24 protein-coding genes are annotated in these 22247 nt (G+C 70.8%); 9 read left to right on the forward strand and 15 right to left on the reverse strand.

Going from position 1 to position 22247, the window contains the following annotated elements; all coding sequences use genetic code 11:
* Positions 1–138: 138 nt before the first annotated feature.
* Positions 139–762, reverse strand: coding sequence for a DNA-directed RNA polymerase II (locus AB0M88_RS35230; RefSeq protein ID WP_364110137.1), 624 nt, complete (start codon positions 760–762; stop codon positions 139–141).
* Positions 763–866: 104 nt separating this feature from the next.
* Between AB0M88_RS35230 and AB0M88_RS35235 the strand changes: the two genes are divergently transcribed.
* Positions 867–2093, forward strand: a complete 1227-nt coding sequence (locus AB0M88_RS35235) for a GNAT family N-acetyltransferase (RefSeq protein ID WP_364110138.1) — start codon at positions 867–869, stop codon at positions 2091–2093.
* A 914-nt stretch (positions 2094–3007) separates the two neighbouring features.
* Entirely contained in the window at positions 3008–3238 is a 231-nt protein-coding gene (locus AB0M88_RS35240) for a hypothetical protein (protein WP_364110175.1), read from the forward strand.
* A gap of 12 nt (positions 3239–3250) precedes the next feature.
* Here AB0M88_RS35240 and AB0M88_RS35245 read toward each other — a convergent pair whose 3' ends face one another.
* The 5 genes from AB0M88_RS35245 to AB0M88_RS35265 all read right to left on the reverse strand — a co-directional run bounded on the left by AB0M88_RS35245 (position 3251) and on the right by AB0M88_RS35265 (position 6791).
* Positions 3251–3724 carry a ribose-5-phosphate isomerase gene (locus AB0M88_RS35245; RefSeq protein WP_364110139.1) on the reverse strand — a complete coding sequence of 158 codons (474 nt, stop codon included), beginning with the start codon at positions 3722–3724 and terminating at the stop codon, positions 3251–3253.
* 35 nt (positions 3725–3759) lie between these two features.
* Positions 3760–4674, reverse strand: coding sequence for an alpha/beta hydrolase (locus AB0M88_RS35250; protein ID WP_364110140.1), 915 nt, complete (start codon positions 4672–4674; stop codon positions 3760–3762).
* A gap of 1 nt (position 4675) precedes the next feature.
* On the reverse strand, positions 4676–5875 hold the full coding sequence (locus tag AB0M88_RS35255) for a DUF1015 family protein (protein ID WP_364110141.1): 1200 nt from the start codon (positions 5873–5875) through the stop codon (positions 4676–4678).
* 10 nt (positions 5876–5885) lie between these two features.
* Positions 5886–6098, reverse strand: coding sequence for a hypothetical protein (locus AB0M88_RS35260; protein ID WP_364110142.1), 213 nt, complete (start codon positions 6096–6098; stop codon positions 5886–5888).
* A gap of 66 nt (positions 6099–6164) precedes the next feature.
* Positions 6165–6791, reverse strand: a complete 627-nt coding sequence (locus AB0M88_RS35265) for a DsbA family protein (RefSeq protein WP_364110143.1) — start codon at positions 6789–6791, stop codon at positions 6165–6167.
* A 129-nt stretch (positions 6792–6920) separates the two neighbouring features.
* Here AB0M88_RS35265 and pepN point away from each other — a divergent pair, with 129 nt between their 5' ends.
* A complete protein-coding gene (pepN, locus tag AB0M88_RS35270) occupies positions 6921–9479 on the forward strand; it encodes an aminopeptidase N (RefSeq protein WP_364110144.1) in 2559 nt (852 codons plus the stop codon).
* A gap of 8 nt (positions 9480–9487) precedes the next feature.
* On the opposite strand, the gene AB0M88_RS35275 is transcribed toward pepN, so the two are convergent.
* From AB0M88_RS35275 to AB0M88_RS35285, 3 genes are all read right to left on the reverse strand, one after another.
* On the reverse strand, positions 9488–10078 hold the full coding sequence (locus AB0M88_RS35275; protein ID WP_364110145.1) for a Uma2 family endonuclease: 591 nt from the start codon (positions 10076–10078) through the stop codon (positions 9488–9490).
* Between the two features lie 96 nt (positions 10079–10174).
* Entirely contained in the window at positions 10175–10537 is a 363-nt protein-coding gene (locus AB0M88_RS35280) for a DUF5130 family protein (RefSeq protein WP_364110176.1), read from the reverse strand.
* 103 nt (positions 10538–10640) lie between these two features.
* The gene (locus AB0M88_RS35285; protein ID WP_364110146.1) at positions 10641–11177 is read right to left on the reverse strand and encodes a hypothetical protein; all 537 of its coding nucleotides are present in this window, start codon (positions 11175–11177) and stop codon (positions 10641–10643) included.
* Between AB0M88_RS35285 and AB0M88_RS35290 the strand changes: the two genes are divergently transcribed.
* Complete coding sequence (locus AB0M88_RS35290) at positions 11176–11670, forward strand: hypothetical protein (protein WP_364110147.1); 495 nt, start codon at positions 11176–11178, stop codon at positions 11668–11670. The genes AB0M88_RS35285 and AB0M88_RS35290 overlap by 2 nt on opposite strands.
* A 264-nt stretch (positions 11671–11934) precedes the next feature.
* The gene (locus AB0M88_RS35295; protein ID WP_364110148.1) at positions 11935–12546 is read left to right on the forward strand and encodes a class F sortase; all 612 of its coding nucleotides are present in this window, start codon (positions 11935–11937) and stop codon (positions 12544–12546) included.
* A 16-nt stretch (positions 12547–12562) separates the two neighbouring features.
* Here the strand turns inward: AB0M88_RS35295 and AB0M88_RS35300 are convergent, their stop codons facing one another.
* Entirely contained in the window at positions 12563–13108 is a 546-nt protein-coding gene (locus AB0M88_RS35300) for an HNH endonuclease (protein ID WP_364110149.1), read from the reverse strand.
* A gap of 269 nt (positions 13109–13377) precedes the next feature.
* On the opposite strand from AB0M88_RS35300, the gene AB0M88_RS35305 reads away from it, so the two are divergent.
* The 4 genes from AB0M88_RS35305 (at position 13378) to AB0M88_RS35320 (ending at position 17802) form a co-directional block, all read left to right on the forward strand.
* Positions 13378–14403 carry a mechanosensitive ion channel family protein gene (locus tag AB0M88_RS35305; RefSeq protein ID WP_364110177.1) on the forward strand — a complete coding sequence of 342 codons (1026 nt, stop codon included), beginning with the start codon at positions 13378–13380 and terminating at the stop codon, positions 14401–14403.
* A gap of 251 nt (positions 14404–14654) precedes the next feature.
* Positions 14655–16043, forward strand: a complete 1389-nt coding sequence (locus tag AB0M88_RS35310) for an MFS transporter (RefSeq protein ID WP_364110150.1) — start codon at positions 14655–14657, stop codon at positions 16041–16043.
* Between the two features lie 20 nt (positions 16044–16063).
* Entirely contained in the window at positions 16064–16453 is a 390-nt protein-coding gene (locus AB0M88_RS35315) for a globin (protein ID WP_364110151.1), read from the forward strand.
* 86 nt (positions 16454–16539) lie between these two features.
* The gene (locus AB0M88_RS35320; protein ID WP_364110152.1) at positions 16540–17802 is read left to right on the forward strand and encodes a PKD domain containing protein; all 1263 of its coding nucleotides are present in this window, start codon (positions 16540–16542) and stop codon (positions 17800–17802) included.
* 226 nt (positions 17803–18028) lie between these two features.
* On the opposite strand, the gene AB0M88_RS35325 is transcribed toward AB0M88_RS35320, so the two are convergent.
* The 5 genes from AB0M88_RS35325 to AB0M88_RS35345 all read right to left on the reverse strand — a co-directional run bounded on the left by AB0M88_RS35325 (position 18029) and on the right by AB0M88_RS35345 (position 22126).
* The gene (locus AB0M88_RS35325) at positions 18029–18646 is read right to left on the reverse strand and encodes a YbjN domain-containing protein (protein WP_364110153.1); all 618 of its coding nucleotides are present in this window, start codon (positions 18644–18646) and stop codon (positions 18029–18031) included.
* Positions 18647–18778: 132 nt separating this feature from the next.
* Positions 18779–19444 (reverse strand): hypothetical protein, encoded by a 666-nt coding sequence (locus AB0M88_RS35330; protein WP_364110154.1) that lies wholly within the window; start codon positions 19442–19444, stop codon positions 18779–18781.
* On the reverse strand, positions 19441–19848 hold the full coding sequence (locus AB0M88_RS35335) for a thioesterase family protein (protein WP_364110155.1): 408 nt from the start codon (positions 19846–19848) through the stop codon (positions 19441–19443). The genes AB0M88_RS35330 and AB0M88_RS35335 overlap by 4 nt, the downstream gene beginning before the upstream one ends.
* A complete protein-coding gene (gene ettA, locus AB0M88_RS35340) occupies positions 19841–21517 on the reverse strand; it encodes an energy-dependent translational throttle protein EttA (RefSeq protein WP_364110156.1) in 1677 nt (558 codons plus the stop codon). The genes AB0M88_RS35335 and ettA overlap by 8 nt, the downstream gene beginning before the upstream one ends.
* Positions 21518–21652: 135 nt before the next feature.
* Positions 21653–22126 carry a hypothetical protein gene (locus AB0M88_RS35345; protein WP_364110157.1) on the reverse strand — a complete coding sequence of 158 codons (474 nt, stop codon included), beginning with the start codon at positions 22124–22126 and terminating at the stop codon, positions 21653–21655.
* Positions 22127–22247 lie beyond the last annotated feature (121 nt).

The following is a 22247-nucleotide window of genomic DNA, read 5'->3' on the forward strand; positions in this document are numbered from 1 at the left end:
CGACACTCACCTGAGCCATGACCTGGCTGTGGACCGCGCTCATCGCGGTGGGCGTCGTGATGATCGCGGTCGCACTGTGGCCGAGCGGCCGGAACCGGGCCACGCCCGGCGAGCCGGCCGACGGCGGACCGGAGGAGCCTAAGCCTGGTTCGTGACCCAGTGGACGGCGTCCATCACCCACTGCACCTGCTGCAGGTCGGCGATCGCGACACCGACCAGGAACAGCGCGGTGACCAGATGCGACCCGCGGGCCGTCCGGCGGGTGCGGCCCATCCAGCGCTCGAGCACCAGGTGGCCGACCACGCGGGCGAGGCAGAAGACGCCGACCGCGACGATCAGCGTGACCACGAAGACGATCGCCTGGGTCGACAGCGACCCGTTGTTGGAGATCGCCATGATGCCCCAGCCCACGAAGGCGAACAGCACCGCCGCGCTGGTCCACTCGCCGCCCCGGCGCAGCTCGCTCCAGCGCCAGCTCATCGCCGGTCGCTGCGGCGAGCCGGTGCCCGGCCAGCCGGTGCCGGTCGGCTCGTGATCGGCGAACCGCCGGTTCGGCTGCGGCGAGCTGACCTGGGCCCGGCCCTGGCTGAACGGCGCCTGCGGAGGCGGCGGGGCCGGCGGCTCGTACGCCCGGGGGGTGCCGTGCGGAACGGTCGGACGCTCGGGCTGCGGCGTGCCGTGCGGCACGGTGCCGTGTTCGGCCCACGGATCCTGCGGCGGCATGTCGAGCGTCCGCTCCGACCACTGCGGTTGCTCCGGCATCTCGTCCCCTCCCGGCTCGGTGGGGCGTCCGCCCCGGCCCTATCGAGAGTAGCGAGCCAACAAATCGTTCGCCGCCGCGCGCCCGGTCCGCTATGAAGACATTCATGGACTCCTCGGTTCACCTCCGTACTGCCACCCCCGCCGACTTCGACGCGATCTCCGACCTGATGGAGCTCGTCTTCCAAGAGACGCTGACCGAGAGCCGGCGCGCCGGTGAGCAGTCGATTACCGAGACCGACCGCTCGCTGGTCGCCGAGCACGACGATCACGTCGTGGGCCACGCCACCGCGCTGACCCGAGATCTCACCGTGCCGGGCGCGATCGTCCCGGCCGCCCACGTCACCGGGGTCGGGGTTGCGCCGACCCACCGGCGGCGCGGCATCCTCACCCAACTGATGCGCCAGCAGCTCGAAGGGCTGGCCGCCGCCGGTCACGAGCCGATCGCGGTGCTCTGGGCCAGCGAGTCGGCGATCTATCCGCGTTTCGGCTACGGGCCGGCCTCGTCGCGGCTCGGGCTCGAGATCACCAGCCGCGAGGTGCGCCTGACCGCGCCGCCGGCCACCCCGCCGAGCGGCCGCCTCCGCCTGATCAAGCCCCCGGCCGCGGCCGACGAGTTCGCGGCGGTCTACGAGCGCGTGCGGGCCGAGCGGGTCGGGTTCTCCAGCCGCGACGAGAAATGGTGGAAGCACCTGCTCGCCGACTACAGCGACGGGCACGGTGAGCAGACCGGCCCGCGCGGGGTGCTCTACGAGGACGAGCGCGGCCCGGCCGGCTATGCGATCTGGCGGGGCGAGAGCAAGTGGAACGAGTGGGGTCCGGACGGCGTGGTCGTGGTGCGCGAGCTGGTCACCGACGGCCCGGAGGCGTACGAGGCGATCTGGCGTTTCCTGCTCGGCATCGACCTGACCCGGACGGTGAAATTCTGGATGGCGGCGGTCGACGAGCCGGTGCAATACCTGGTCGACGACCCCGGGCGGCTCGGCCGGCGCAACGTCGACGGCCTCTGGATCCGCATCCTCGACCTGCCGGCCGCCCTCGAGGCCCGGCAATACGCGACGTCGCTCGACGCGGTGGTCGAGGTCACCGACCCGCTGCTCCCGGCCAACCAGGGCCGGTGGCGGCTTTCGGGTGGGCCCGACAAGGTGACGTGTACGCGCACTGACGACGCCCCCGACTTCGCGTGCTCGATCACCGAGCTGGGGGCGGCCTACCTGGGCGGCACGTCGCTCGCCGCGTTGGCCGCGGCCGGACGGGTACGCCGGCTGACCGGCAATCTGCCGTCGGTCGCGTTCGGGTGGCACCGGCAGCCGAATGCCATCGAGGTGTTCTGAGTGTTCCCGCCGGCGGTAGCGTCACTGGCATGGCTGAGCCCGAGCGTCGCCGCCGGCGTGTGCGTCCCCCCTCGTCGGCCGCTCGCGCGGCCGCCGCGGCGTCCGTCGCCGACGAGACCGCCGAACCGTCCCCGGCTCGCCCGGGTCCCCCGCCCGAGCGGCCCGCGGCCGGCACGCCCGAGCGGCCCGCGGCCGGCACGCCTGAGCGGCCCGCGGCCGGCACGCCGGAACAGCTCGCGGGCGGCCGGCCGGCGCAGGTCTGGACCGACCGGCCGGGCCACGATGCGGGCGGCAGGACCGGGCGCGAGACGGGCAGCAGGACCGGGCAGGAGACGGGCGGCAGCCCGGCACCGCTCCCGGGAGACAAGTCGGGGCACAGTGCGGGCAGCGGGACGACACAATTCCCGGCCAACATGCCGGCGCCCGGTGCGGGCAACCGGCAGGGGCAGTTCCCGGCCGACGCACCGGTGCCTGATGCGGGCAGCAGGCAAGGGCAACTTCCGGCCGACGCACCAGCACGCGACGCGGGCCGCCGGCCGGCACAATTCCCGGCCTACAAGCCGGGGCCCGATGGGGGCGCCCGGCCGGCGCCTTTCCCGGCTGGTCGGCCAGGGCACGAGGCCGGTCGGCCCGCGGACGGTAAGACCGGGCGGCCAGAGGGGCTCGCGGGCGCTGGGCCGGAGCGGCAGCCGGGCGAGAACCCGGTGAGCGCGACCGGAGCCACCGCGGCGACCGGAGCCACCGCGGCGACCGGAGCCACCGCGGCGACCGGAGCCACCGCGGCGACCGGAGCCACCGCGGCGACCGGAGTCACCGCGGCGACCGGAGTCACCGCGGCGATCGGAGCGAGCGGGGCGATCGCGGCGACCGGGGCGGTTGGTGACCCGGAGGAGGACGAGGGGGCGGAGCGCCGGGTGCCGCGGGGCGGTGGCATTCCGCGCCGGCCTGGGCCGGGTGATGAGCGGGAGAGTGAGCGCGGGCTACGCGGCCTGGTCGGCTCGGGGTCGTCGCAGGTCAGCGTCGGTGCGGCGCTGCGGGCTCGGGATGCGGCCCGGCCGTCTGAGGCGCAGCTTGCCGACGCCGACGAGAACCTGGTGATTGTGCGCCGCAACTGGACGCCCCGCGAGGAACTTCCCCGCCGCTGAGGAGAACGTGGGTCAGCTGGCCGGGAGGTCGGGGAGCTGGCGGGTGCGCTCGTAGTCGGACACCTGGCCGATGCGGCGGGCGTGGCGCGGGTTGCCGGAGAACGGGGTGGCCAGGAACGTCTCGACGAACGAGGTCGCCTCGTCGAGGGTGTGCTCGCGGGCGCCGAGGCTGATCACGTTGGCGTCGTTGTGCTGGCGGGCCAGCTGGGCGATCTCCACCCGCCAGGCCAGGGCCGCGCGGACGCCGTCGATCTTGTTGGCGGCGATCTGCTCGCCGTTGCCCGAGCCGCCGATGACGATGCCCAGGGAGCCCGGGTCGGCGACCACGCGGGCGCCGGTGTGCAGGCAGAACGACGGGTAGTCGTCCTCCGGGTCGTACACGTGCGGGCCCACGTCCACGACGTCGTGCCCCTGCTTCGTCAGATGGTTGACGAGGTGCATTTTGAGCTCGTAGCCGGCGTGGTCGGAGCCAAGGTAGACGCGCATGGTCGAAGTCTCCCAGAAGAAGCCGCGAACGTTGGTCAGAAGGTCAGCGCGGCACGCAACGAGGCGGCGACCTGGTCGGCCGCGACCCGGGCGTCGTCGATCGTGCCGATCTTGCGGGCGAAGCCGTGGTTGACGCCCATGTAGCGGGTGTGCACCGCCGGGACGCCGGCCGCGAGCAGGGCGTCCGCGTAGTCGGCGCCTTCGTCTCGCAGCACGTCGTATTCGGCGGTCTGGATCAGCGCCGGGGGCAGGCCCTCGAGGGAAGCGGCCAGCGGGGCCGCATCCGGGGTCATCCGGTCGGCCGCCGACGGGATGAACGTCTCCCAGGCCAGCTTCATCGACTCGCGGTCGAGGCCGTACGAGCCGAGTTCGGCGTACGACTCGGAGGCCAGGAGCGGGTCGATGACCGGGTAGATCAGGACCTGGAAGTCGAGCGGGGTGCCGGCGTCCCGCTGGCGGCGGCACGCGACCGCGGCCAGGTGCCCGCCCGCGCTGTCCCCGCCGATCGCGAGGCGGGACGGGTCGACGCCCAACGAGGCGCCGGCGCCGCGGGCGTACGCGAGGACCGTGTCGACGTCGAGCAGGGCGGCCGGGAACGGGTGCTCGGGGGCCAGCCGGTAGTCGACCGACAGCACCGCGCAGCCCGACCGGTCGGCGACCCGGCGGCAGAACCGGTCGACGGTCTCGATGCTTCCGTAGCACCAGCCGCCGCCATGCAGGTAGACGAAGAGCGGGGCGTCCGTCCTGGTCGCGTACAGGCGGCAGGGCACGCCGCCGGCGTCCACCTCGACGACCACCGGAACCGGCAGCGCCGGGCCGGTCTCGTCCTCGTTCGCGTCCTCCATCGCCTGGCGGATGAAGGCGAGCAGGGCCAGCGGGTCGCCCGTCAGCAGCGAGGCGTCGGGGCGCCGGCGGAACGCCGCCGACGCCGTGACCTGCGGATTCAGCATTTCAGTCGAGCTGGGCCAGCACGAGGCCACCGCGGGCCTTCGGGGTGAACCACGTGCTCTTGCGGGGCAGCTTCTGGCGCTCCAGATTGACCGCGACGAAGTCGTCGACGGTGACCGGGGCGATCAGCACCGCCAGCTCGGAACGGCCCGCGTCGACCTCGCCGCGCAGCCAGTCGGCCGAATAGTCGCCGCCGATGTAGGAAATGCGCTTGTCGCCCGGGTCGAGGCCGATCGCGTCGCGCAGCAGCACCCGCTCGACCAGGGCATGATCAAGGTTGTCGACCTCGGATCCGTTGAAATCGCGAGGGAGTCCCAGTGCGAATGTCCGGCCCCCGGCGGCGTACATCTCGATCGTGCCCTTGGAAGGAATTCGCGCGGCGCGCGGCAGCTCGGTGACCGTCGCCCCGGCCGCGCGGAGGCGGGCCAGCAGTTCGTCGAGCGGCAACGGGAGCTCCGCGACGAGGCGGTTGTAGGGCTGGATGAAGACCGAGGCCGGCGTGGTGATCACGGCCAGGAAGCGGGGAAGCCCGCCGGTCTGCGCGGCGAGGCTGCGGTGGTTGCCGTCGGCGACCACCAGTTCGCCGCCGCCGGCCAGCGCGGTGAGTTCGTCCTGCAGGGTGCCCGGACCGACCGGCCAGATGGCGTGGGTGCGCCCGGCCTGATCGACATCGGTCGCGGCGGGCTCGCCCGCCGTCTCGGCCGCCGCGGCGAGGGCCGCGTGCAGATCGTCACCCTTGGCGGTCTGCAGCAGGAGTACGGGCGAGAGAAGCGTGCTCAACGCCCCGGCCAGAGCCACCCGCTCGCGGACCTTCTCGATGAAGACGTCCTCGTTGCGGATCACCAGGCCGGGTTCGTCGGCCCGGGTGGAGATCTGATCGGTGTCGACCATGCTCCACAGGCCGTAGGCCGGCGGTTCGCCCTGCCCGGTGATCCGGTAGAGGACGACCACCTGCTCGGACTCGCGGTAGCTGCCCTCGGCCCGCTCCAGGGCGAGCCGGGCGACCGCGTCGGGCAGCGAGTCGGCGAACGACTTGCCGACCGAATCGGGTGCCCGGTGCGGCATCTCGATCGCGAGGGCGCTGTGCGGGTTGTCGGCGATGATCTGGGTGATCTCGGAGTCGTCGGCGAACTCGTCGTAGTTTTGAGCGCCGGTGCCGCCGGTGGTGATCCAGGCGCGGCTGATCGGGTGCACGACCGTCATGGGCCGCAATCTACCGGGCGCCCACCCGGTGCCTGCGCACCGGCATGTTCCCCCGTGACCGGGCCAACTGGCCCTTGCGCCAGGCCCCGACCGAGCGGGCCAGCGGCGCCGCGGAGATGGAGACCGGCGGGGCCACCAGGGCCGCCAGATCGGGCTCGAGGTGGGTCCAGACGTCCCGGTGCACGGCGATCGTCGACGTGGCGACCGCCTCCGTGTCAGCCATCTCATCCTCCGTTGGATGGGGTTTGTCACCCCATCCAACGACGCGGGGGCCGGGAGGACAGCGGATTCACTCGAAGATGGGGCCGATGTCCCGGGTGCGCTTGAGCTCGAAGAAGCCGGGAGTGCCGGCGACCAGTAGAACGCCGTCCCAGAGCCGGCCGGCCGCGTCGCCCTTGGGGGCGGGCGTGACCACGGGCCCGAAGAACGCGACCGTGCCGCCGTCGGGGCCGGGCGCGTGGATGACCGGGGTGCCGACGTCGGTGCCGACCGGCTTCATGCCCGCGTCGTGGCTGGCGCGCAGGGCGTCGTCCCAGGCGTCGCTGGTGGCCGCGTCGGCGAGCGCCGGGTCGAGCCCGGCTTCGGCCAGCGCCTCGGTGTAGAGCTTCTCGCCCAGCTCGTACTTCTTCAGGTGGATTCTGGTCCCGAGGGCCGTATAAAGGTCGCGGAGAACCTGCGGGCCGGCCGCCTCGGCGGCGGCCATGCACACCCGCACGGGTCCCCACGCCTTGTCCATAGCGGCGCGGTATGACTCGGACAGATGGTCCCGGCCCTCGTTGAGGACGGACAGGCTCATCACGTTGAAACGGACGTCGAGGGGCCGGACCTTCTCGACCTCGAGCAGCCAGCGCGAGGTAATCCACGCCCAGGGGCAGGTCGGGTCGAACCACATGTCGACCATGGCGCGTTCAGTCATGGTTCGATACTCCCCCTCGCAACTATTCGGCGCCCTACAGGTCTCGCCTGAGGTAGGGGTGAGGTGCACCACCCGGACGGCGCATAGGCTGGCTCGGGAAACGGATTTGCGCTCTTAAGGAGAGTGGTCGTGGCCGGAGTTCGTAACTTGACCCAGGTGGAGGCGGCCGAGCGGGCCCGCCTGCTCGAGGTCTCGGGGTACGACATCACCCTGGATCTGACCGACGGGCATGGGAACCCGGCCGACGGCACCTTCCGCTCGACGACCGTCATCACGTTCCGCTGCGGTGAGCCGGGCGCCGAGACGTTCATCGAGACGGCGGCCGTGTCGGTGCGCTCGGCCACGCTCAACGACCAGCCGGTCGACCTGGGCGGGTTCTCGGCCGAGAAGGGCCTGACCCTGACCGGGCTGGCCGCGGAGAACACGCTGGTCGTGGACGCCGACTTCGCGTTCTCGGCGAGCGGGCAGGGCCTGCAGCGCAGCCTCGACCCGGTCGACAAGGAGATCTATCTCTACAGCCAGTTCGAGACGGCCGACGCGCAGCGGGTCTACGCCTGCTTCGACCAGCCCGACCTGAAGAGCGTCTACACGTGGCACGCCACGGTGCCGGCGCACTGGAAGGTCATCTCGAACATGCCGGTCGCCTCCGAGGCCGCGGCCGGGGTCGGCGCCAAGACGGTGCACTTCGAGACCTCGGTGCGGATGAGCTCGTACATCACCGCGCTCTGCGCCGGGCCGTACCACGAGGTGCGCGACGAGCACGACGGCATCTCGCTCGGCGTCTTCTGCCGGGCCTCGATGGCGCGCTACCTCGACGCCGACAACCTGTTCGAGGTCACCAAGCAGGGCTTCGACTTCTTCCACGAGCAGTTCGGGGTGCGCTACCCGCTGCCCAAATACGATCAGCTGTGGGTGCCCGACTTCAACGCCGGCGCGATGGAGAACTTCGGCTGCGTGACCCACGCCGAGGCGCACTACATCTTCCGCTCGCAGGTCACCGACTTCGAATACGAGCAGCGCGCCAACACGATCCTGCACGAGCTGGCCCACATGTGGTTCGGCGACCTGGTGACCATGCGCTGGTGGAACGACCTGTGGCTCAACGAGTCGTTCGCCGAGTGGGCGTCGCACTGGTGCAACTCCGAGGCGACCCGCTACACCGACGCCTGGACGACGTTCCTGTCGGTGCGCAAGAGCTGGGGCTACCGGCAGGACCAGCTCTCGTCGACCCACCCGGTCTACTGCGAGATGCCCGACCTCGAGGCGGTCGAGGTCAACTTCGACGGCATCACGTACGCCAAGGGCGCCAGCGTGATCAAGCAGCTCGTGGCGTACGTCGGGCTCGACTCGTTCCTGACCGGCCTGCGGGCGTACTTCCAGCGGCACGCCTGGCAGAACGCGACCTTCGACGACCTGCTGACCGAGCTGGAGACGGCGTCCGGCCGCGAGCTACGCAAGTTCGCCGCCCAGTGGCTCGAGACGGCCCAGGTCAACACGCTGCGCCCGGTCATCGAGGTGGGTGCCGACGGCACCTACGCGAGCGTGGTCGTGCGCCAGGAGGCGCCGGCCGGCTTCCCGACGCTGCGCACCCACCGCATCGGGGTCGGCCTCTACGACCTCGAGGGCGACCGGCTCGTGCGGCGCGACCTGCTCGAGATCGACGTGACCGGCGAGCGCACGACGATCCCGGCCCTGGTCGGGGTGCGGGCGGCCGACGTGCTGCTGCTCAACGACGACGACCTGACGTACGCCAAGCTGCGGCTCGACGAGGGCTCGATGGCCACCGTCGTGCGGCACATCGCGGGCCTCGACTCCTCGCTGGCCCGCGCCCTGTGCTGGAACGCGGCGTGGGACATGCTGCGCGACGCCGAGCTGGCCGCCCGCGACTACGTCACGCTGGTCTGCTCGGGCCTGCCCGCCGAGGCCGACATCAACCTCACCACGTGGACGTTCCGGCAGGCGGCGACCGCGCTGGGCCAGTACGCCGACCCGGCCTGGGCGCCGACCGGCTGGGCTCAGCTGGCCGCGACCGCCAAGACCTCACTGGAGGCCGCCGAGCCGGGCAGCGGCTGGCAGCTGAGCTGGGCCCGCTCGTTCATCATCGCCGCCCGGACGGCCGACGAGCTGGCCGTGCTGCGCGGCTGGCTCACCGGCACGAACGTGCCCGAGGGCCTGGTCGTCGACACCGAGCTGCGCTGGTCCTTGCTGCAGGCGCTGGCCTCGATGGGGGTGGCGACCGAGCAGGAGATCGACGACGAGCTGTCGGGCGACCGGACGGCCAGCGGCGAGCGGGAGGCCGCACTGGCCCACGCGCTGGTGCCGACCGCGGACAACAAGGCCCGCGTCTGGGCGCAGCTGACCGGCGACGCCGACCTGCCGAACTGGCTCAACCGGTCGCTGCTCAGCGGCTTCCAGTCGAGCAAGCACGTGGAGCTGACGGCGCCCTACGCGACCAGGTTCTTCGACGTGGTGGGCGACGTGTGGGCCCGCTCGGACAGTGAGCCGGCGCAGGAGTTCGCGATGATGGCCTACCCGGCCTACCAGATCAGCGAGGAGACGATCGCGCTGACCGACCAGTGGCTGGCCCGCGACGGTCAGCCGGCGTCGCTGCGGCGTCTGGTGGCCGAGGGGCGCGACGGCGTGGTGCGGGCCCTGAAGGCCCGGGCCAAGGACACCGCGGCGGGCTGAGAGGCCGGCTAACGCCAGGCGGCGGGTGTTATCCGTACGGGATAGGGGGCGTCGAGCCGGATCTGCTCGGCGCCCTCGACGCATCCGCGGAGCCGGAAGCGGCCCGCCTCGAGCTCGTAGACGTGCAGCACCGGGCCCGGCTCGACGCGCCAGTAGTCGCGGATGCCGGCCTCGGCGTAGAGCGTCGGCTTGAGCACCTCGTCGTAGCGCCGGGTGGCCGCGGTCTCGATCTCGACGACCAGAGCCACGTCGGCCGGGTCGCTCCACGTCGCCCCGGACGAGCGGGGCCGCAGCACGGTCACGTCGGGCACCAGATTGCTGGCGCCGCCGGCCCCCTGGTTGATGCCGATGCCGAGCCGGTCGCAGACCCACCAGCCGGGCGGGGCAGCCGATCGCAGCGTGGTCACGACGGCGCCGACCAGCTCGTCGTGCCAGCGCGGGGCGGGCGGGGCGACGTGCAGGCTGCCGTCGACGATCTCGTAGCGGTGGCCGTCCTGCGGGAAGAGGTGCAGGTCGGGCTCCGTCCAGTCGCCCTCGGGGGCGGTCCAGCGGACGGGTGGGGTCACCCCCAGGGAGACTGCCGGGCTCACCATGACCATGTGACCACCTCCGGTGCCAGCGTACTCACCGTGCGTGGCCGGAGCGTACCGAAAAGAAGGGCCCGCGCCGAAGCGCGGGCCCTTCGAAAAACTCGGTCAGTGCCGGCCGGCGTGGCTGGCCAGCTGGTCGATGCCGGAGACCACGCCACCGGCGAGGTCGCCGCCGGCGAAGGACGCGGCCATCGAGAGGCCGGCCAGCTTGGCGTCGCGGTCGGAGATCCGCTTGCGGACCTCGTTGCCGGTCACGATCTCCAGGCGGCGCTGGTTGGGCGACACCGCGATGAGGACCGCCCGTTCGGAGCCCTCGATCTGCTTGTGCAGCCTCTCCGCGTGCTCGCGGGTCGGCACCTCGAGCTCGCCGACGTAGACGCTGAAGGTCAGCCCGGTCTGCTGGTCGGCGATGCGCAGCGCCTCGTCGAGCCGCAGCAACTGCCGGGTGGTGAAGGGGCCGTCGGCCACCGAGACCTCGGCGGCGGGCGGCGCGGTCTGCTCGGGCGCGGCCGCGTGGGCGTCGCCGCCCGGCTGGGCCGGGGCGGCGGTGGTCAGCGGGCGCTGCTCCACGTCACCAACTGTCACTTGCGCCTCCTACCGGGCCGGGCCGAACCCGGGCGCCGGAGCTGTCCTCGAAGACCGGCGCGTCGAGCGCCGGAGCCGCCGCGTGGCCACCGGCCAGGGCCGGCTGGCTGGTGACTCGCTCGGGCGATGCCAGGAACCACATCGGCTGGAAATCGTACGGCCGGCCGGGGCGGTAGCGACGCGTGCGCCGAGACCGGTTGCTGCCGGTCAGCACGACCGACGCCACCAGCACGATCACTCCGAGCGGAATGAGTACGTACACACCAATGGTGCTTGCAATCGACAACCTCAACGCCCCCAGGCGCCCATGTTCCAGTTTGATCCGAACATCAATCACGGTAGCGGAGAGCCGGTCAAGGCGGACGGTCGGGTCGGGAAGACGGCGTCCGGACTTCTCGCGGAAGGGCCGGACGCGCTTCTCACGCCGTCGGGATCTACGCGGAACTGGTCCCGGGATGCGAAAATCACCCTCACGCGCCGTTCGTGCCCTCGTGCACGCGAACGGCAGGAGGGGGGATTCCATGCGCACATCCGTCCCCGCCGCCCTGGCGGCGCTGGCAATGGCCTTATCCGTCCCATTTGCCCAGGCCCCGGCCGCGCACGCCGCGGCGTCGATCTTCCTCGAGACCAACCCGAGCACCACCCCGGCGGGCGACGAGGTGGCGCTGCGGGCCTCCTGTGACGACAACCTGAAGTCGGCGACGGTCACCTCGGGCCTGTTCGGCACGGTCACGGTCAAGCCACAGTTCGGCTTCCTGACCGCCACGGTCACCGTCCCGGCCGGCACCCGGCCGGGTGATTACCACCTCGACCTGCGCTGCCCGGACGGCGGCAAGACCGCTTCGACGACGCTGCACGTGGTCGCCCGGGTGGAGCCGGTCCGCGGCCCGGCCACCGGCGGGGGCGGCATGGCGCCCGGGCGGCAGGCTCCGGCGCTGATCGGCGGCGGTCTCGCCGTGGTGGCGGCGGGCCTGGTGCTGGGCGTCCTCGCATTGCGCCGACGGCGCTTCGGCTAGGGGCCGAGCGTGTCCCGCGAAGCTGAAGCGGCGCCGCCGCGCCCGTCCGGTGAGGGGAAAGCGCCGCCGCGCTCGGTCACCGGCCCCCGCATGCCCGAATCGGTCATCCGCAAGCGGCCGGCCCAGATCGTCGCGCCGCCCCCGGGTGTGATCACCGGGCCTCTGCCGGCCCCGCCGCCGGCCCCCGGACGCCATCCCTTTCGGGGCACGCCCCCGCCGAAACCGAAGCAGCCGCCGCGGCCGATCCGCGGCAAGCGTCCCGGGATGATCGGGCTGATCGCGCTCGCCCTGCTCTTCCTCGGGCTGTTCGTGGTCGCGATGGGCATCGGGGCGGCCACCAACCTGCACTTTCCCGACCTGTTCAACGGCCGGGCCGCCACCGATCCCCCGCCGCGCTCGTTCCCGGTGCTCGACCCGAGCCGGCCCCGGCAGCTCACGATCCCGTCGATCCGGGTCGACGCGCCGATCCTCGACGTGGGCCTGGCATCGGACGGCTCGGTCGACGTGCCGCCCCTGCAGCGGCACGACGAGGCGGGCTGGTTCGACGGCGGCCCGACCCCGGGCCAGTTCGGTCCGGCCCTGATCGTCGGGCACGCCGACACCAAGACCGGGCCGTCGGTCTTCTACCACCTGTCCCAGCTCAAGGCCGGGCAGAAGATCGAGGTGACGCGGTCGGACCGCTCGATCGCCATCTTCGAGGTCAACTCGGTCGAGCACTACAACAAGGGCCGGCTGCCGATCCAGCGGGTCTACGGCGACTTCAGCCGGCCGTCACTGCGCCTGATGACGTGCGGCGGTGCGTGGCTGGGCGGCCGGCAGGGCTACTCCGACAACGTCGTCGTCTTCGCCTCGCTGGTGGGCTCCCGCAAGGCGTAGGAACCCCAGAAACAGATCAGGCCGCCTCGGCTTCAACCGCGGCGGCCGGAAGGTCCAGCCAATCTGCCCAACGAGGGTCGGGGGTGCGGTGTCCCAGCACCCGCCACGCCACCCCCCGGGGCGCCGCCGGTATGTGGTGGAGCCGCCATCCGAGCTCGGCCGGGGTCTTGTCGCCCTTGCTGTGATTGCACTTGGCGCACGCGGCCACCACGTTTTCCCAGGCGTGCAGGCCGCCACGGCTGCGCGGGAAGACGTGGTCGATGGTCTCGGCCGAGCCACGGCAGTATGCGCAGCGGCCACCGTCGCGAGCGAAGATCGCCCGACGGGACAGGCCCACGTGGGTGCGGTAGGGGACCTTGACGTAGCGGGTGAGCCGCACCACCGAGGGCACCGGAAGGTTGGTGTGCGCGCTGTGGAGAATTCCGTCTCCGTCGGAGACGCACTCGGCCTTGGCGGTGAGCACGAGGATGGTCGCTCGACGCACCGATACGACGCACAGCGGCTCGTAGGTGGCGTTAAGAACCAACGCGGATGAGCCCACTGTGGGTCGTATGTCAGGCATCGTGATCACCCTCCGGGTGTAGGTGCTGAATCGCTCCCGCTGCGTCGTGTCTTCATGCAAGGTCGGTGACGAGGCTCTCCCGATGGAGAACCTCGTGCGCCAATAGTCCCTGATGGATGACCAAATTGCGAGCGCTATCCGTAGCCGGGTGGTAAACGTCTGAGGTCTACGCGCTGTGTGGTCCCTGAAAGCGGCTTCAGACCGGCCCGGTACGGTGGCTTCCCGTGTTCCTGTTAGCTCCGACCCCTGATCCCACCACCTCGCCCGGCATCGTCTTCAACAGCCCCGACGTCACCCAGGCCTGCCAAACCGACCGGCTCTGCACCCAGGTCTACGACTGGACGCACATCCACTGGCTGGCCAACAGCAGCTACGTGATCATCGTGAAGCCCCTGCGGGTCATCGGGATCATCCTGATCGCGATGCTGATCCGCTGGCTGCTGCACCGGGCCATCCGGCGGCTCACCGCGAGCACCACCCGGGCGTCGATGCCCGCCCTGCTCAGGCCGCTCCGGGAGAAGGCGGCCGCGGTCGCGGAGGACGGCCAGTTCATTCCCGAGCGCCGCCGCCAGCGGGCCGAGGCGATCGGCTCGGTGCTGCGCAGCTTCGTCACCGCGACCGTGTTCACGCTGGCCGCCCTGCTGGTGATGGGCGAGTTCGGCTTCGATCTGGGCCCGCTGCTGGCCAGCGCCGGCATCGTCGGCGTGGCCCTCGGTTTCGGCGCCCAGAGCCTGGTCAAGGACCTGATAGCGGGCCTGTTCATGCTGCTCGAGGACCAGTACGGCGTGGGCGACACGGTCGACCTGGGCGAGGCGACCGGGGTCGTCGAGACCGTCGGCCTGCGGATCACCACGGTCCGGGACGCCCGCGGCGTGCTGTGGTACATCCGCAACGGCGAGATCGTCCGGGTCGGCAACAAGAGCCAGGGCTGGGCGATGGTCGTCGTCGACGTGCCGATCGGGTTCGTCAACTCCGAAACCGCCAGCGCGGTTCTGCGCCGGGCCGCCGAGCGGGTGGCGACCGAGCCCGAGCACCAGAGCGAGTTCCTGGAGCCACCGACGGTGATCGGCGTCGAGCAGCTGACGGTCGACGGGGCGGTCATCCGCACGATCGCCAAGACGACCGCCGATGCCCGGGTCACGGTGCAGCGCGCGTTGCAGCAGGCCCTGACCGAGTCGCTGGAGAGCACCGGACTCTCCGAACGGATCGCCGCCTCTCGATTGGTTCCGCGGTCTGCGATTCCACCGGAATACACCCCGACCGAACCCGGACAGTCACCCGAAGGGGGTGCCTGACCTGCGGATTAGTCATCCGGGGGATGGCCGGCCTCGGCCGAACGGCCGATAATCCGACCGGACGCCCTAGCATCGACTCGGACGATCGGGCAGAATCCGCTTGAGCATCTGCACTTGCGGCATCACGTTCCCGTCAAGATCCATCGCGGGGCGTGCCCGGTGAAACGCCGCGACCCGGCGAGCCACCGAGATCGATGGAGGACCTGGTGTCCGATGACCCCTCTGCCCCGGCAGCAAAAGACGCTGCTGCGGTGACGGAGCGGAAGCGTCCGGTAACCTTTCGCGAGGTCTTCGCCGTCCGTGAATATCGGGCGATCTATTTCTCACTGTTGGTGAACTGGGTCGGCGACTACCTCGCCCGGGCCGCGATCGCCGTCCTGGTCTATCAGCAGAGTCACTCGGTCCTCCTCTCCGCCGCCTCGTTCGCGATCAACTTCCTCCCCTGGGTCGTCGGCGGCGCCTTGCTCTCGGCGCTGGCCGACCGCTATCCGTACCGCACGGTGCTGATCACCTGCGACCTGTCCCGCATGGTGCTGATCGGGCTGCTGCTCATCCCGCACCTGCCGATCTGGGTCATGCTCGTCCTGCTCTTCGTGGCCAGCCTCGGCGCGCCACCCACCCAGGCCGCCCGGTCGGCCCTGCTCCCGCTGCTCATGAAGCGCGAGCAGATGCCGATGGCGATCGCCACCAACGCGACCACCACCCAGTCCGCGCAGGTCGTCGGCTACCTGGCCGGCGCGGCGCTGGCGACCGCGATCAACCCGCAGTTCGCCCTGCTGATCGACGTGGTCACGTTCGCGCTCTCGGCGTCACTGATCGCCTCCGGCGTACGCTCGAGGCCGGCCGCCCGGGAGCGCAACAAACGCGCCCACCTGTTGCAAGAGTCGGCCGAGGGCTTCCGGCTGGTCTTCGGCCGGGAAACCCTGCGCTCGATCGCGATTTTGATCTTCGTGCTGACGATGTTCGCGATCGTGCCGGAAGGCCTGGCCGCGGCCTGGGCCGCGCAGGGCGATCCCGACTCGGCCACCCGAGGCCTCAACCAAGGTCTGATCATGGCGGCCGGTCCGATCGGCTTCGTGATCGGCGGCCTGTTCTCCGGCCGGCTGGTCGGCCCGGAGTGGCGCGAACGGCTGATCCGCCCGCTGGCCGTGCTCTCGACCCTGATCCTGGTGCCCGCGCTGATCGGGCCGCCGCCCCCGCTGGCGGCGGTGCTGGTCGCCCTCTCCGGCATCGCCCAGGGCGGCCTCTCCCCCACCCTGAACAGCAAGTTCGTGCTGATCCTGCCGCACGGCTTCCGCGCCCGGGCGTTCGGTGTGATGCAGACCGGCCTGCAGCTGAGCCAGTTCGTGGGCGTGATGGCCACCGGCTGGCTGGCCAACGAGTTCAAGCTGCCGCTCGTGGTCGGCGTGTGGAGCATCGGCGGAACCGCCCTGATGGCGCTGCTGATCGGCCGCTGGCCGAGCCGGCAGGCATTCCAGCTGGCGACCGACGACGCGGCGGCCAGCATCCTGCCCCACGTGCCGCGACATGCCGCCCCGCCGACGGTCGAAGCCGCTCCGGAGCACCACGGGCCGCCCCGCCACTCCGCCGAGACGTCGGTCTCAGCCGTGTCGACGAGCGTCACACCGGAGCGCACCTGACGGCCTGGCAGGATGGAACGGTGACCACATCCGTGCCGGAAGAGGCCAGCTTCTTCGACGCCGTCGGCGGAGAACCCACCTTCCGCCGCCTCGTCGACCGCTTCTACGCGGGCGTGGCCGACGATCCGCTGCTCCGCCCGATGTATCCCGAAGAGGAGCTCGGCCCAGCCGCCGACCGCCTGACCCTGTTCCTCATGCAGTACTGGGGCGGGCCCAACACTTATTCGTCGACCCGCGGCCACCCGCGGCTGCGGATGCGGCACGCGCCGTTCGTGGTCGACGAGGCGGCCCGCGACGCCTGGCTCAAGCACATGCGCGACGCGGTCGACTCGCTCGGCCTGCCCGAGCCGCACCACAGCGCCCTCTGGGACTACCTGGAGCGAGCGGCGTACTTCATGGTCAACAGCTGAGGAGTTTCTTCTGACGCGCGTCACTCGTTTGCTGGGTGACAAATCATTCCGCCCGACATGTCGGGTATCGCGCCAGGAGCCGCCCCATGCGTCGCCGCCTGTTCGCCGCCGCCACCGCAGCCGCCGCCGTCGCCGTAGCGACCACGGGCGCGCTGCCGGCAGCGGCCGACCTCGCCCAATCCTCGGTGGTCTCGGCCGACCCGGTCGACTTCACCCCGAACGTGCTCGACGGCACGGTCTGGAGCTTGGCCCTGGTCGGCGACGAGGTAGTCGTCGGAGGCGCCTTCACCAAGGTCTCCGACAGTTCCCGCAGGCAGACCTACGCCCGCAAGAACGTCTTCGCGTTCAACCTCTACACGGGCGCGGTCAGCTCGTTCGCCCCGCAGGTCGACGGCGCCGTCTACTCGCTCGCCGCCGGCTCCGACGACACGGTCTACCTGGGCGGCGCGTTCAAGACGGTCGACGGCGCCTCGTCGCGCGGCATCGCCCGGGTCGGCCTCGACGGCGACCGGTCCGGCGCTTTCAGCGCCAAAATCAACTGGGGCGACGTCCGGGCGCTCGCGGTGCGCGGCTCCCAGCTGTACGCGGGTGGAACGTTCTCGGCGATCAACGGCGTCACCCGGCTCGGCCTGGCCCGCCTCAGCGCGACCACCGGCGCCGTGGACAGCGGCTTCGACGCCAAGCTCACCGCACCCGGCCTGAGCCGCACCCGGGTCGAGCACTTCGACATCTCACCGGACGGCCGGAAGCTGGTCGCGGTCGGCGCCCTGCTGAAGGCGAGCGGCTACGGCCGCACCCAGATCGCCATGTTCGACATCTCGGGCCCGACGGCGGCCCTGACCAGCTGGTACACCGACGCGTACAAGCCGGCGTGCATGAAGGGCTTCGACACCTACCTGCGGCAGGTGAAGTTCTCCCCCGACGGCTCCTACTTCGTGGTCGCGGCGACCGGCCGGGCCTCGGCGCCGGACCGGCTGTGCGACTCGGCGGCCCGTTTCGAGGTGGCCGGCGGCGGCCGCCACAACCCGGTCTGGGTGCAGCGCACCGGCGGCGACTCGCTGTACGCGGTAGCGGTCACGGGCGCGGCGGTCTATCTGGGCGGACACCAGCGCTACTTCGACAACCCGTACGGCACGGACGCCAAGGGCCCCGGCGCGGGCGCGGTCGCCCGGCCCGGCATCGGCGCGGTCAGCCCGTCGACCGGCCGCGCCCTGTCATGGAACCCGACCCGCACGCGCGGCGTGGGCGTACGCACCTTCCTGGTGACCCCACACGGCCTCCTGGTCGGCTCCGACACCGACCAGCTCGGCCACGAATACCACGGCCGCGTAGGCATGTTCCCTGCTTAATGGCTCCGCTTCGCTCCGCGGGCGCTTTGCCCCTGGGAGGCTGATGAGTCCGTAGACGATTTTCTGCCACCGCAAACCCCGCGGCGTCAGAAAATCGGCTGCCGACTCATCAGCGGGGCAAAGCGCGACCGTTCCGTGGCATGGCCGCGGCCATGAAAGAAGTACCGAGAACCAGCACTGCCCCGGGGCCTGGTCGGCTCCGGGGCAGTTTCGCCTTGGGCCTGGTTTACAACAAAGCACCCTCGTCGTGGAGCCAGTCGACGAATGAGGTGGCGACCGCGGCGCCGCAGTCGAGCATCTCGACGACCAGGGCGTCGTGCGCTCCGGAGGCCAGCGGCACCTGCATCTCGGCGTAGATCGGCAGCTGGCCGCGCTCGGTCGGGTCGCCAACATATGCCTTGCAGAAGCGGCGCGTGTGGTTCCACTCGTTGACGATGCGGTAGGCGCGGTCGGCCCAGTCGGGCGGGACCGTGGCGTGGGGCCGGGCGCGCATCACGAGGATCTCGTCGTCGGGGCCTTCCAGGGTGAACAGCACCGCGTGCCGTTCCCACATGGCGAGGAGGCTGCCGCCGCCGTCGGCCAGGTATCGGATGTCGAGCAGGTCGAGTGCCTTGCCGACGCGGGCCAGGGTGACTTCGGAGACCTGCTCCTTACCTTCCGCCTCGGCCAGCTCGGTCGACTTGGCCAGCTCGGTCGTCTTCGGCTCGGCCGTCGGAACGCCGACCCGGCCCGGATCACGTTGGGATGGGACCCCGACGCGGACGGTGCTGCGCACCGAGGAATTTTCGTCGGTATCCGATCCGTTGCCCCCGGCCGAACCCGGACGCCATGACCACCACGGCATCGTTGTGCACCTCGCTCCCCAGCGGACCTGGTCGCCGGACGTAGCGACTGGATCCGAGGGCCGACGGTACCCGTACAGGTCGCGGAGGTCATCCCCCCAACGGGAGGGCGAAGCCGGTTGTACGATCCTCCATCACCCGATCGGGTGAATACCTATAGGCACAACGGTCAATTTCCCGACTTTCTGTAGCCATGCAACTCCATATGGTGCAGAAAGACCCACCCATCTTCCGGCCGTCCGGACCCGGGTCTCCGGAGTGTCCACACCGGCCGGTCCGAGGAAACCCATCCGGGAGACCGCCTGAACGAGTCGCTGGGACACCTCGACCGGATCACCGGCGGACGGCGTGACGGTCAACGCGACATGATCGAGCAGCGCATCGCGTACAGCTCTCTGGCCGATCGCCCGATCGCCCAGCGCGCCCGCCGCGACCTCGCGAAGCGTGCCGGCCGCCGCGGCGGCCAGGCGCGCGAGTTCGGCGCCCGAAATCGACTCGATCGTCACGGCCGAGGCCGGCGGCAGCGGCCAGCGCCACTGTTCGTCACGGAGTGCGGGCAGCGAGTCACCGCCCTTGGCCAGCACCGACAGCAGCTCGGCGGCCGACACCGTGGCATCGCCCGGCCCCTCGCCGAGGGACGCCACCTCACGGGTGACCAGCGCCTCCCACGGGAGGCGGGCCCACAGGGCGGTGCGCCCGCCGGAGGCCTTGAGGCGCACCGGCGCGGCCGGGTCGAGCCGGGTCAGCCGGGCCAGGAACGCCCCGGCGTCGGCGACCCCGGCCAGGCCGTGCGCGGTCATCCGGCGTAGTAGGGCGCTAGGAAGTCGCGCTCGGCCTGGTTGAGCCGGCGCGGATGGCCCTCGGCCAGGTTGTAGGGGACGCAGGTCGACTTGGCTCGGCTGGCCAGCACGCCGGCGTCCAACAGCTCGTAGGACACGGTGAACGACGCCGCCCGCAGCTCGGAGATCCAGATCTCGACCCGGACCGGCTCGCTGTAGTTCACCGGGCGCAGGTAGTCGATCTCGTGGCGGGCGATGACGATGCCCTCCTCGAACGACCCGAGGCCGTGCTTGCGTGCCCCGACGAAGAACATCGCAACGCGCGCCTCCTCGTAGAGCGTGAGGAAGCGCGCGTTGTTGACGTGCCCGTACGCGTCCATGTCGGACCAGCGCACGGGGACGTCGTGGATGAATCTCTCAGTCACGGGTCAGCTTGCGGTAGGTCACCCGGTGCGGGCGGGCCGCGTCGGCGCCGAGGCGGTCGATCTTGTTCTTCTCGTACGCCTCGTAGTTGCCCTCGAACCAGAACCACTTGTCCGGCTCCTCGTCGGTGCCCTCCCACGCGAGCATGTGGGTGGCGACCCGGTCGAGGAACATCCGGTCGTGGGAGATGACCACGGCGCAGCCCGGGAACTCGAGAAGAGCGTTCTCCAGGCTGGACAGGGTCTCGACGTCGAGGTCGTTGGTCGGCTCGTCGAGCAGGAGCACGTTGCCGCCGATCTTCAGCGTCATCGCGAGGTTGAGCCGGTTGCGCTCGCCGCCGGAGAGCACCTTGACCGGCTTCTGCTGGTCGGGGCCCTTGAAGCCGAACGCCGCCACGTAGGCCCGGGACGGCATCTCGACCTTGCCGACCATCAGGTGGTCGAGACCGTCCGAGACGACCTCCCACACCGTCTTGGTGCCGTCCAGGCTGGACCGGTTCTGGTCCACGTACGACAGCTGGACCGTCTCGCCGACCCGCACCGAGCCGTCGTCCGGCTGCTCCAGCCCGACGATGGTCTTGAACAGCGTGGTCTTGCCGACGCCGTTCGGGCCGATGATGCCGACGATGCCGTTGCGCGGCAGCGAGAACGACAGGTGATTGATCAGCGTGCGGCCGTCGAAGCCCTTGGTCAGATCCTTGGTCTCGATGACCGTGTTGCCCAGGCGCGGGCCCGGCGGGATCTGGATCTCCTCGAAGTCGAGCTTGCGGGTCTTCTCGGCCTCGGTGGCCATCTCCTCGTACCGCTCGAGGCGGGCCTTCGACTTGGTCTGCCGGGCCTTCGCGTTGGACCGGACCCACTCGAGCTCCTCGGTGAGGCGCTTCTGCAGCTTCTGGTCCTTGCGGCCCTGCAGCTGCAGGCGGGCGGCCTTCTTGTCGAGGTAGGTCGAGTAGTTGCCCTCGTACGGGTACGTGTGGCCGCGGTCGAGCTCGAGGATCCAGTTGGCCACGTTGTCGAGGAAGTACCGGTCGTGGGTGATCGCGATGACGGTGCCGGCGTACTTGGCCAGGTGCTGCTCGAGCCACTGCACGCTCTCGGCGTCCAGGTGGTTGGTGGGCTCGTCGAGCAGCAGCAGGTCGGGCGCCTCGAGCAGCAGCTTGCAGAGTGCGACCCGGCGGCGCTCACCACCGGAGAGCTGGGTGACGTCGGCGTCCGGCGGCGGGCAGCGCAGGGCGTCCATCGCCAGTTCGAGCTGGGAGTCGACGTCCCACGCGTCGGCGTGGTCGAGCTCCTCCTGGAGCTTGCCCATCTCTTCCATCAGCTCGTCGGTGTAGTCGGTGGCCATCTGCTCGGCGATCTTGTTGAACCGCTCGAGCTTGGCCTTCGTCTCGGCGACCGCCTCCTCGATGTTGCCGAGGACGGTCTTCGCGTCGTTGAGCGGCGGCTCCTGGGCCAGCATGCCCACGGTGAAGCCGGGCATCAGCCGGGCCTCGCCGTTGCTGACGTTGTCGATGCCCGCCATGATCTTCAAAAGACTCGACTTGCCGGCGCCGTTGGGACCGACCACACCGATCTTGGCGCCTGGCAGGAAGTTCAGCGTCACATTGTCGAGCACGACCTTGTCGCCGTGCGCCTTGCGCGCCTTTTCCAGGACGTAGATAAATTGGGCCACGGTTGCGCCCTACCTCCGTGATCGATTTGCGGTGCCGGAAGAATGCGGAATCAGATGCCTCATGCAGGGGCAATCTTTCCAGGTCCGCTCCAGCTCCTTACGACAACCCCGCCCGGCGGCCCAGGATTCCCCTGATCACCCGACCGAGGTCTCGACCGTGTCCGACTCGACCTTGCCGGTGGCGGCGAAGGAGATCTGCAGGCGTTCCCTCGTCACGACGAACCGGTTCCGATTCTGGTCGACCACCACGTAGCCGGTATCGGTGCTGGTCACGCCGGGCAGGAAGAGGCCGTTGATGTTCTGCGTGAGCGGCAGGTCGCGGCCTTTGACCAGAGTGTGGCTCTGGTAGTAGAGGTTGCCGCCCGCGTCCTGGCAGATCCAGACCGTCGCCTGGCTCTTCGTCTTGATCATCAGCACCTGTCCGAGTTCGCCGACACCCAGCGCGGCGGCCGCCTTCTGCGCCGCGTCCGGGCAGGGCGGCCCGGAGGCCGACGGCTCCGGGGTGGCGGCCTGCTCGGTGGGCGAGGCAGTCTGACCGGCGCCCTGCGCGGACTGCTGGGACTGGTTGTCACGGCGGTGGCGTTCGCCGAGCACGTACCCGGCGGTCATCCCGATGATCGTGAGAAAAACCGTGGCGATGACCACAGGAAAGAAAAGTGGCCGCCTCGGCGGGAAAAGATCAACGGACGACGTCACGCGCTCAGGATGGCATCCGGCTGCTACCAAGGTC

Source organism: Actinoplanes sp. NPDC051411 (assembly GCF_040682075.1).
Lineage (GTDB): Bacteria > Actinomycetota > Actinomycetes > Mycobacteriales > Micromonosporaceae > Actinoplanes.

What these genes read in the sequence shown, in the direction of transcription:
- AB0M88_RS35245 (WP_364110139.1), bottom strand. Translation starts at nt 3,724, where the DNA reads ATGCGCGTCTACCTTGGCTCCGACCACGCCGGCTACGAGCTCAAAATG.
- AB0M88_RS35255 (WP_364110141.1), bottom strand. Translation starts at nt 5,875, where the DNA reads ATGACGGTCGTGCACCCGATCAGCCGCGCCTGGATCACCACCGGCGGC.
- AB0M88_RS35275 (WP_364110145.1), bottom strand. Translation starts at nt 10,078, where the DNA reads ATGGTCATGGTGAGCCCGGCAGTCTCCCTGGGGGTGACCCCACCCGTC.
- AB0M88_RS35290 (WP_364110147.1), top strand. Translation starts at nt 11,176, where the DNA reads ATGCGCACATCCGTCCCCGCCGCCCTGGCGGCGCTGGCAATGGCCTTA.
- AB0M88_RS35320 (WP_364110152.1), top strand. Translation starts at nt 16,540, where the DNA reads ATGCGTCGCCGCCTGTTCGCCGCCGCCACCGCAGCCGCCGCCGTCGCC.
- AB0M88_RS35300 (WP_364110149.1), bottom strand. Translation starts at nt 13,108, where the DNA reads ATGCCTGACATACGACCCACAGTGGGCTCATCCGCGTTGGTTCTTAAC.
- AB0M88_RS35265 (WP_364110143.1), bottom strand. Translation starts at nt 6,791, where the DNA reads ATGACTGAACGCGCCATGGTCGACATGTGGTTCGACCCGACCTGCCCC.
- AB0M88_RS35285 (WP_364110146.1), bottom strand. Translation starts at nt 11,177, where the DNA reads ATGGAATCCCCCCTCCTGCCGTTCGCGTGCACGAGGGCACGAACGGCG.
- AB0M88_RS35235 (WP_364110138.1), top strand. Translation starts at nt 867, where the DNA reads ATGGACTCCTCGGTTCACCTCCGTACTGCCACCCCCGCCGACTTCGAC.
- AB0M88_RS35230 (WP_364110137.1), bottom strand. Translation starts at nt 762, where the DNA reads ATGCCGGAGCAACCGCAGTGGTCGGAGCGGACGCTCGACATGCCGCCG.
- AB0M88_RS35250 (WP_364110140.1), bottom strand. Translation starts at nt 4,674, where the DNA reads ATGCTGAATCCGCAGGTCACGGCGTCGGCGGCGTTCCGCCGGCGCCCC.
- AB0M88_RS35330 (WP_364110154.1), bottom strand. Translation starts at nt 19,444, where the DNA reads ATGACCGCGCACGGCCTGGCCGGGGTCGCCGACGCCGGGGCGTTCCTG.
- AB0M88_RS35295 (WP_364110148.1), top strand. Translation starts at nt 11,935, where the DNA reads ATGATCGGGCTGATCGCGCTCGCCCTGCTCTTCCTCGGGCTGTTCGTG.
- AB0M88_RS35325 (WP_364110153.1), bottom strand. Translation starts at nt 18,646, where the DNA reads ATGCCGTGGTGGTCATGGCGTCCGGGTTCGGCCGGGGGCAACGGATCG.
- AB0M88_RS35345 (WP_364110157.1), bottom strand. Translation starts at nt 22,126, where the DNA reads ATGACCGCCGGGTACGTGCTCGGCGAACGCCACCGCCGTGACAACCAG.
- AB0M88_RS35260 (WP_364110142.1), bottom strand. Translation starts at nt 6,098, where the DNA reads ATGGCTGACACGGAGGCGGTCGCCACGTCGACGATCGCCGTGCACCGG.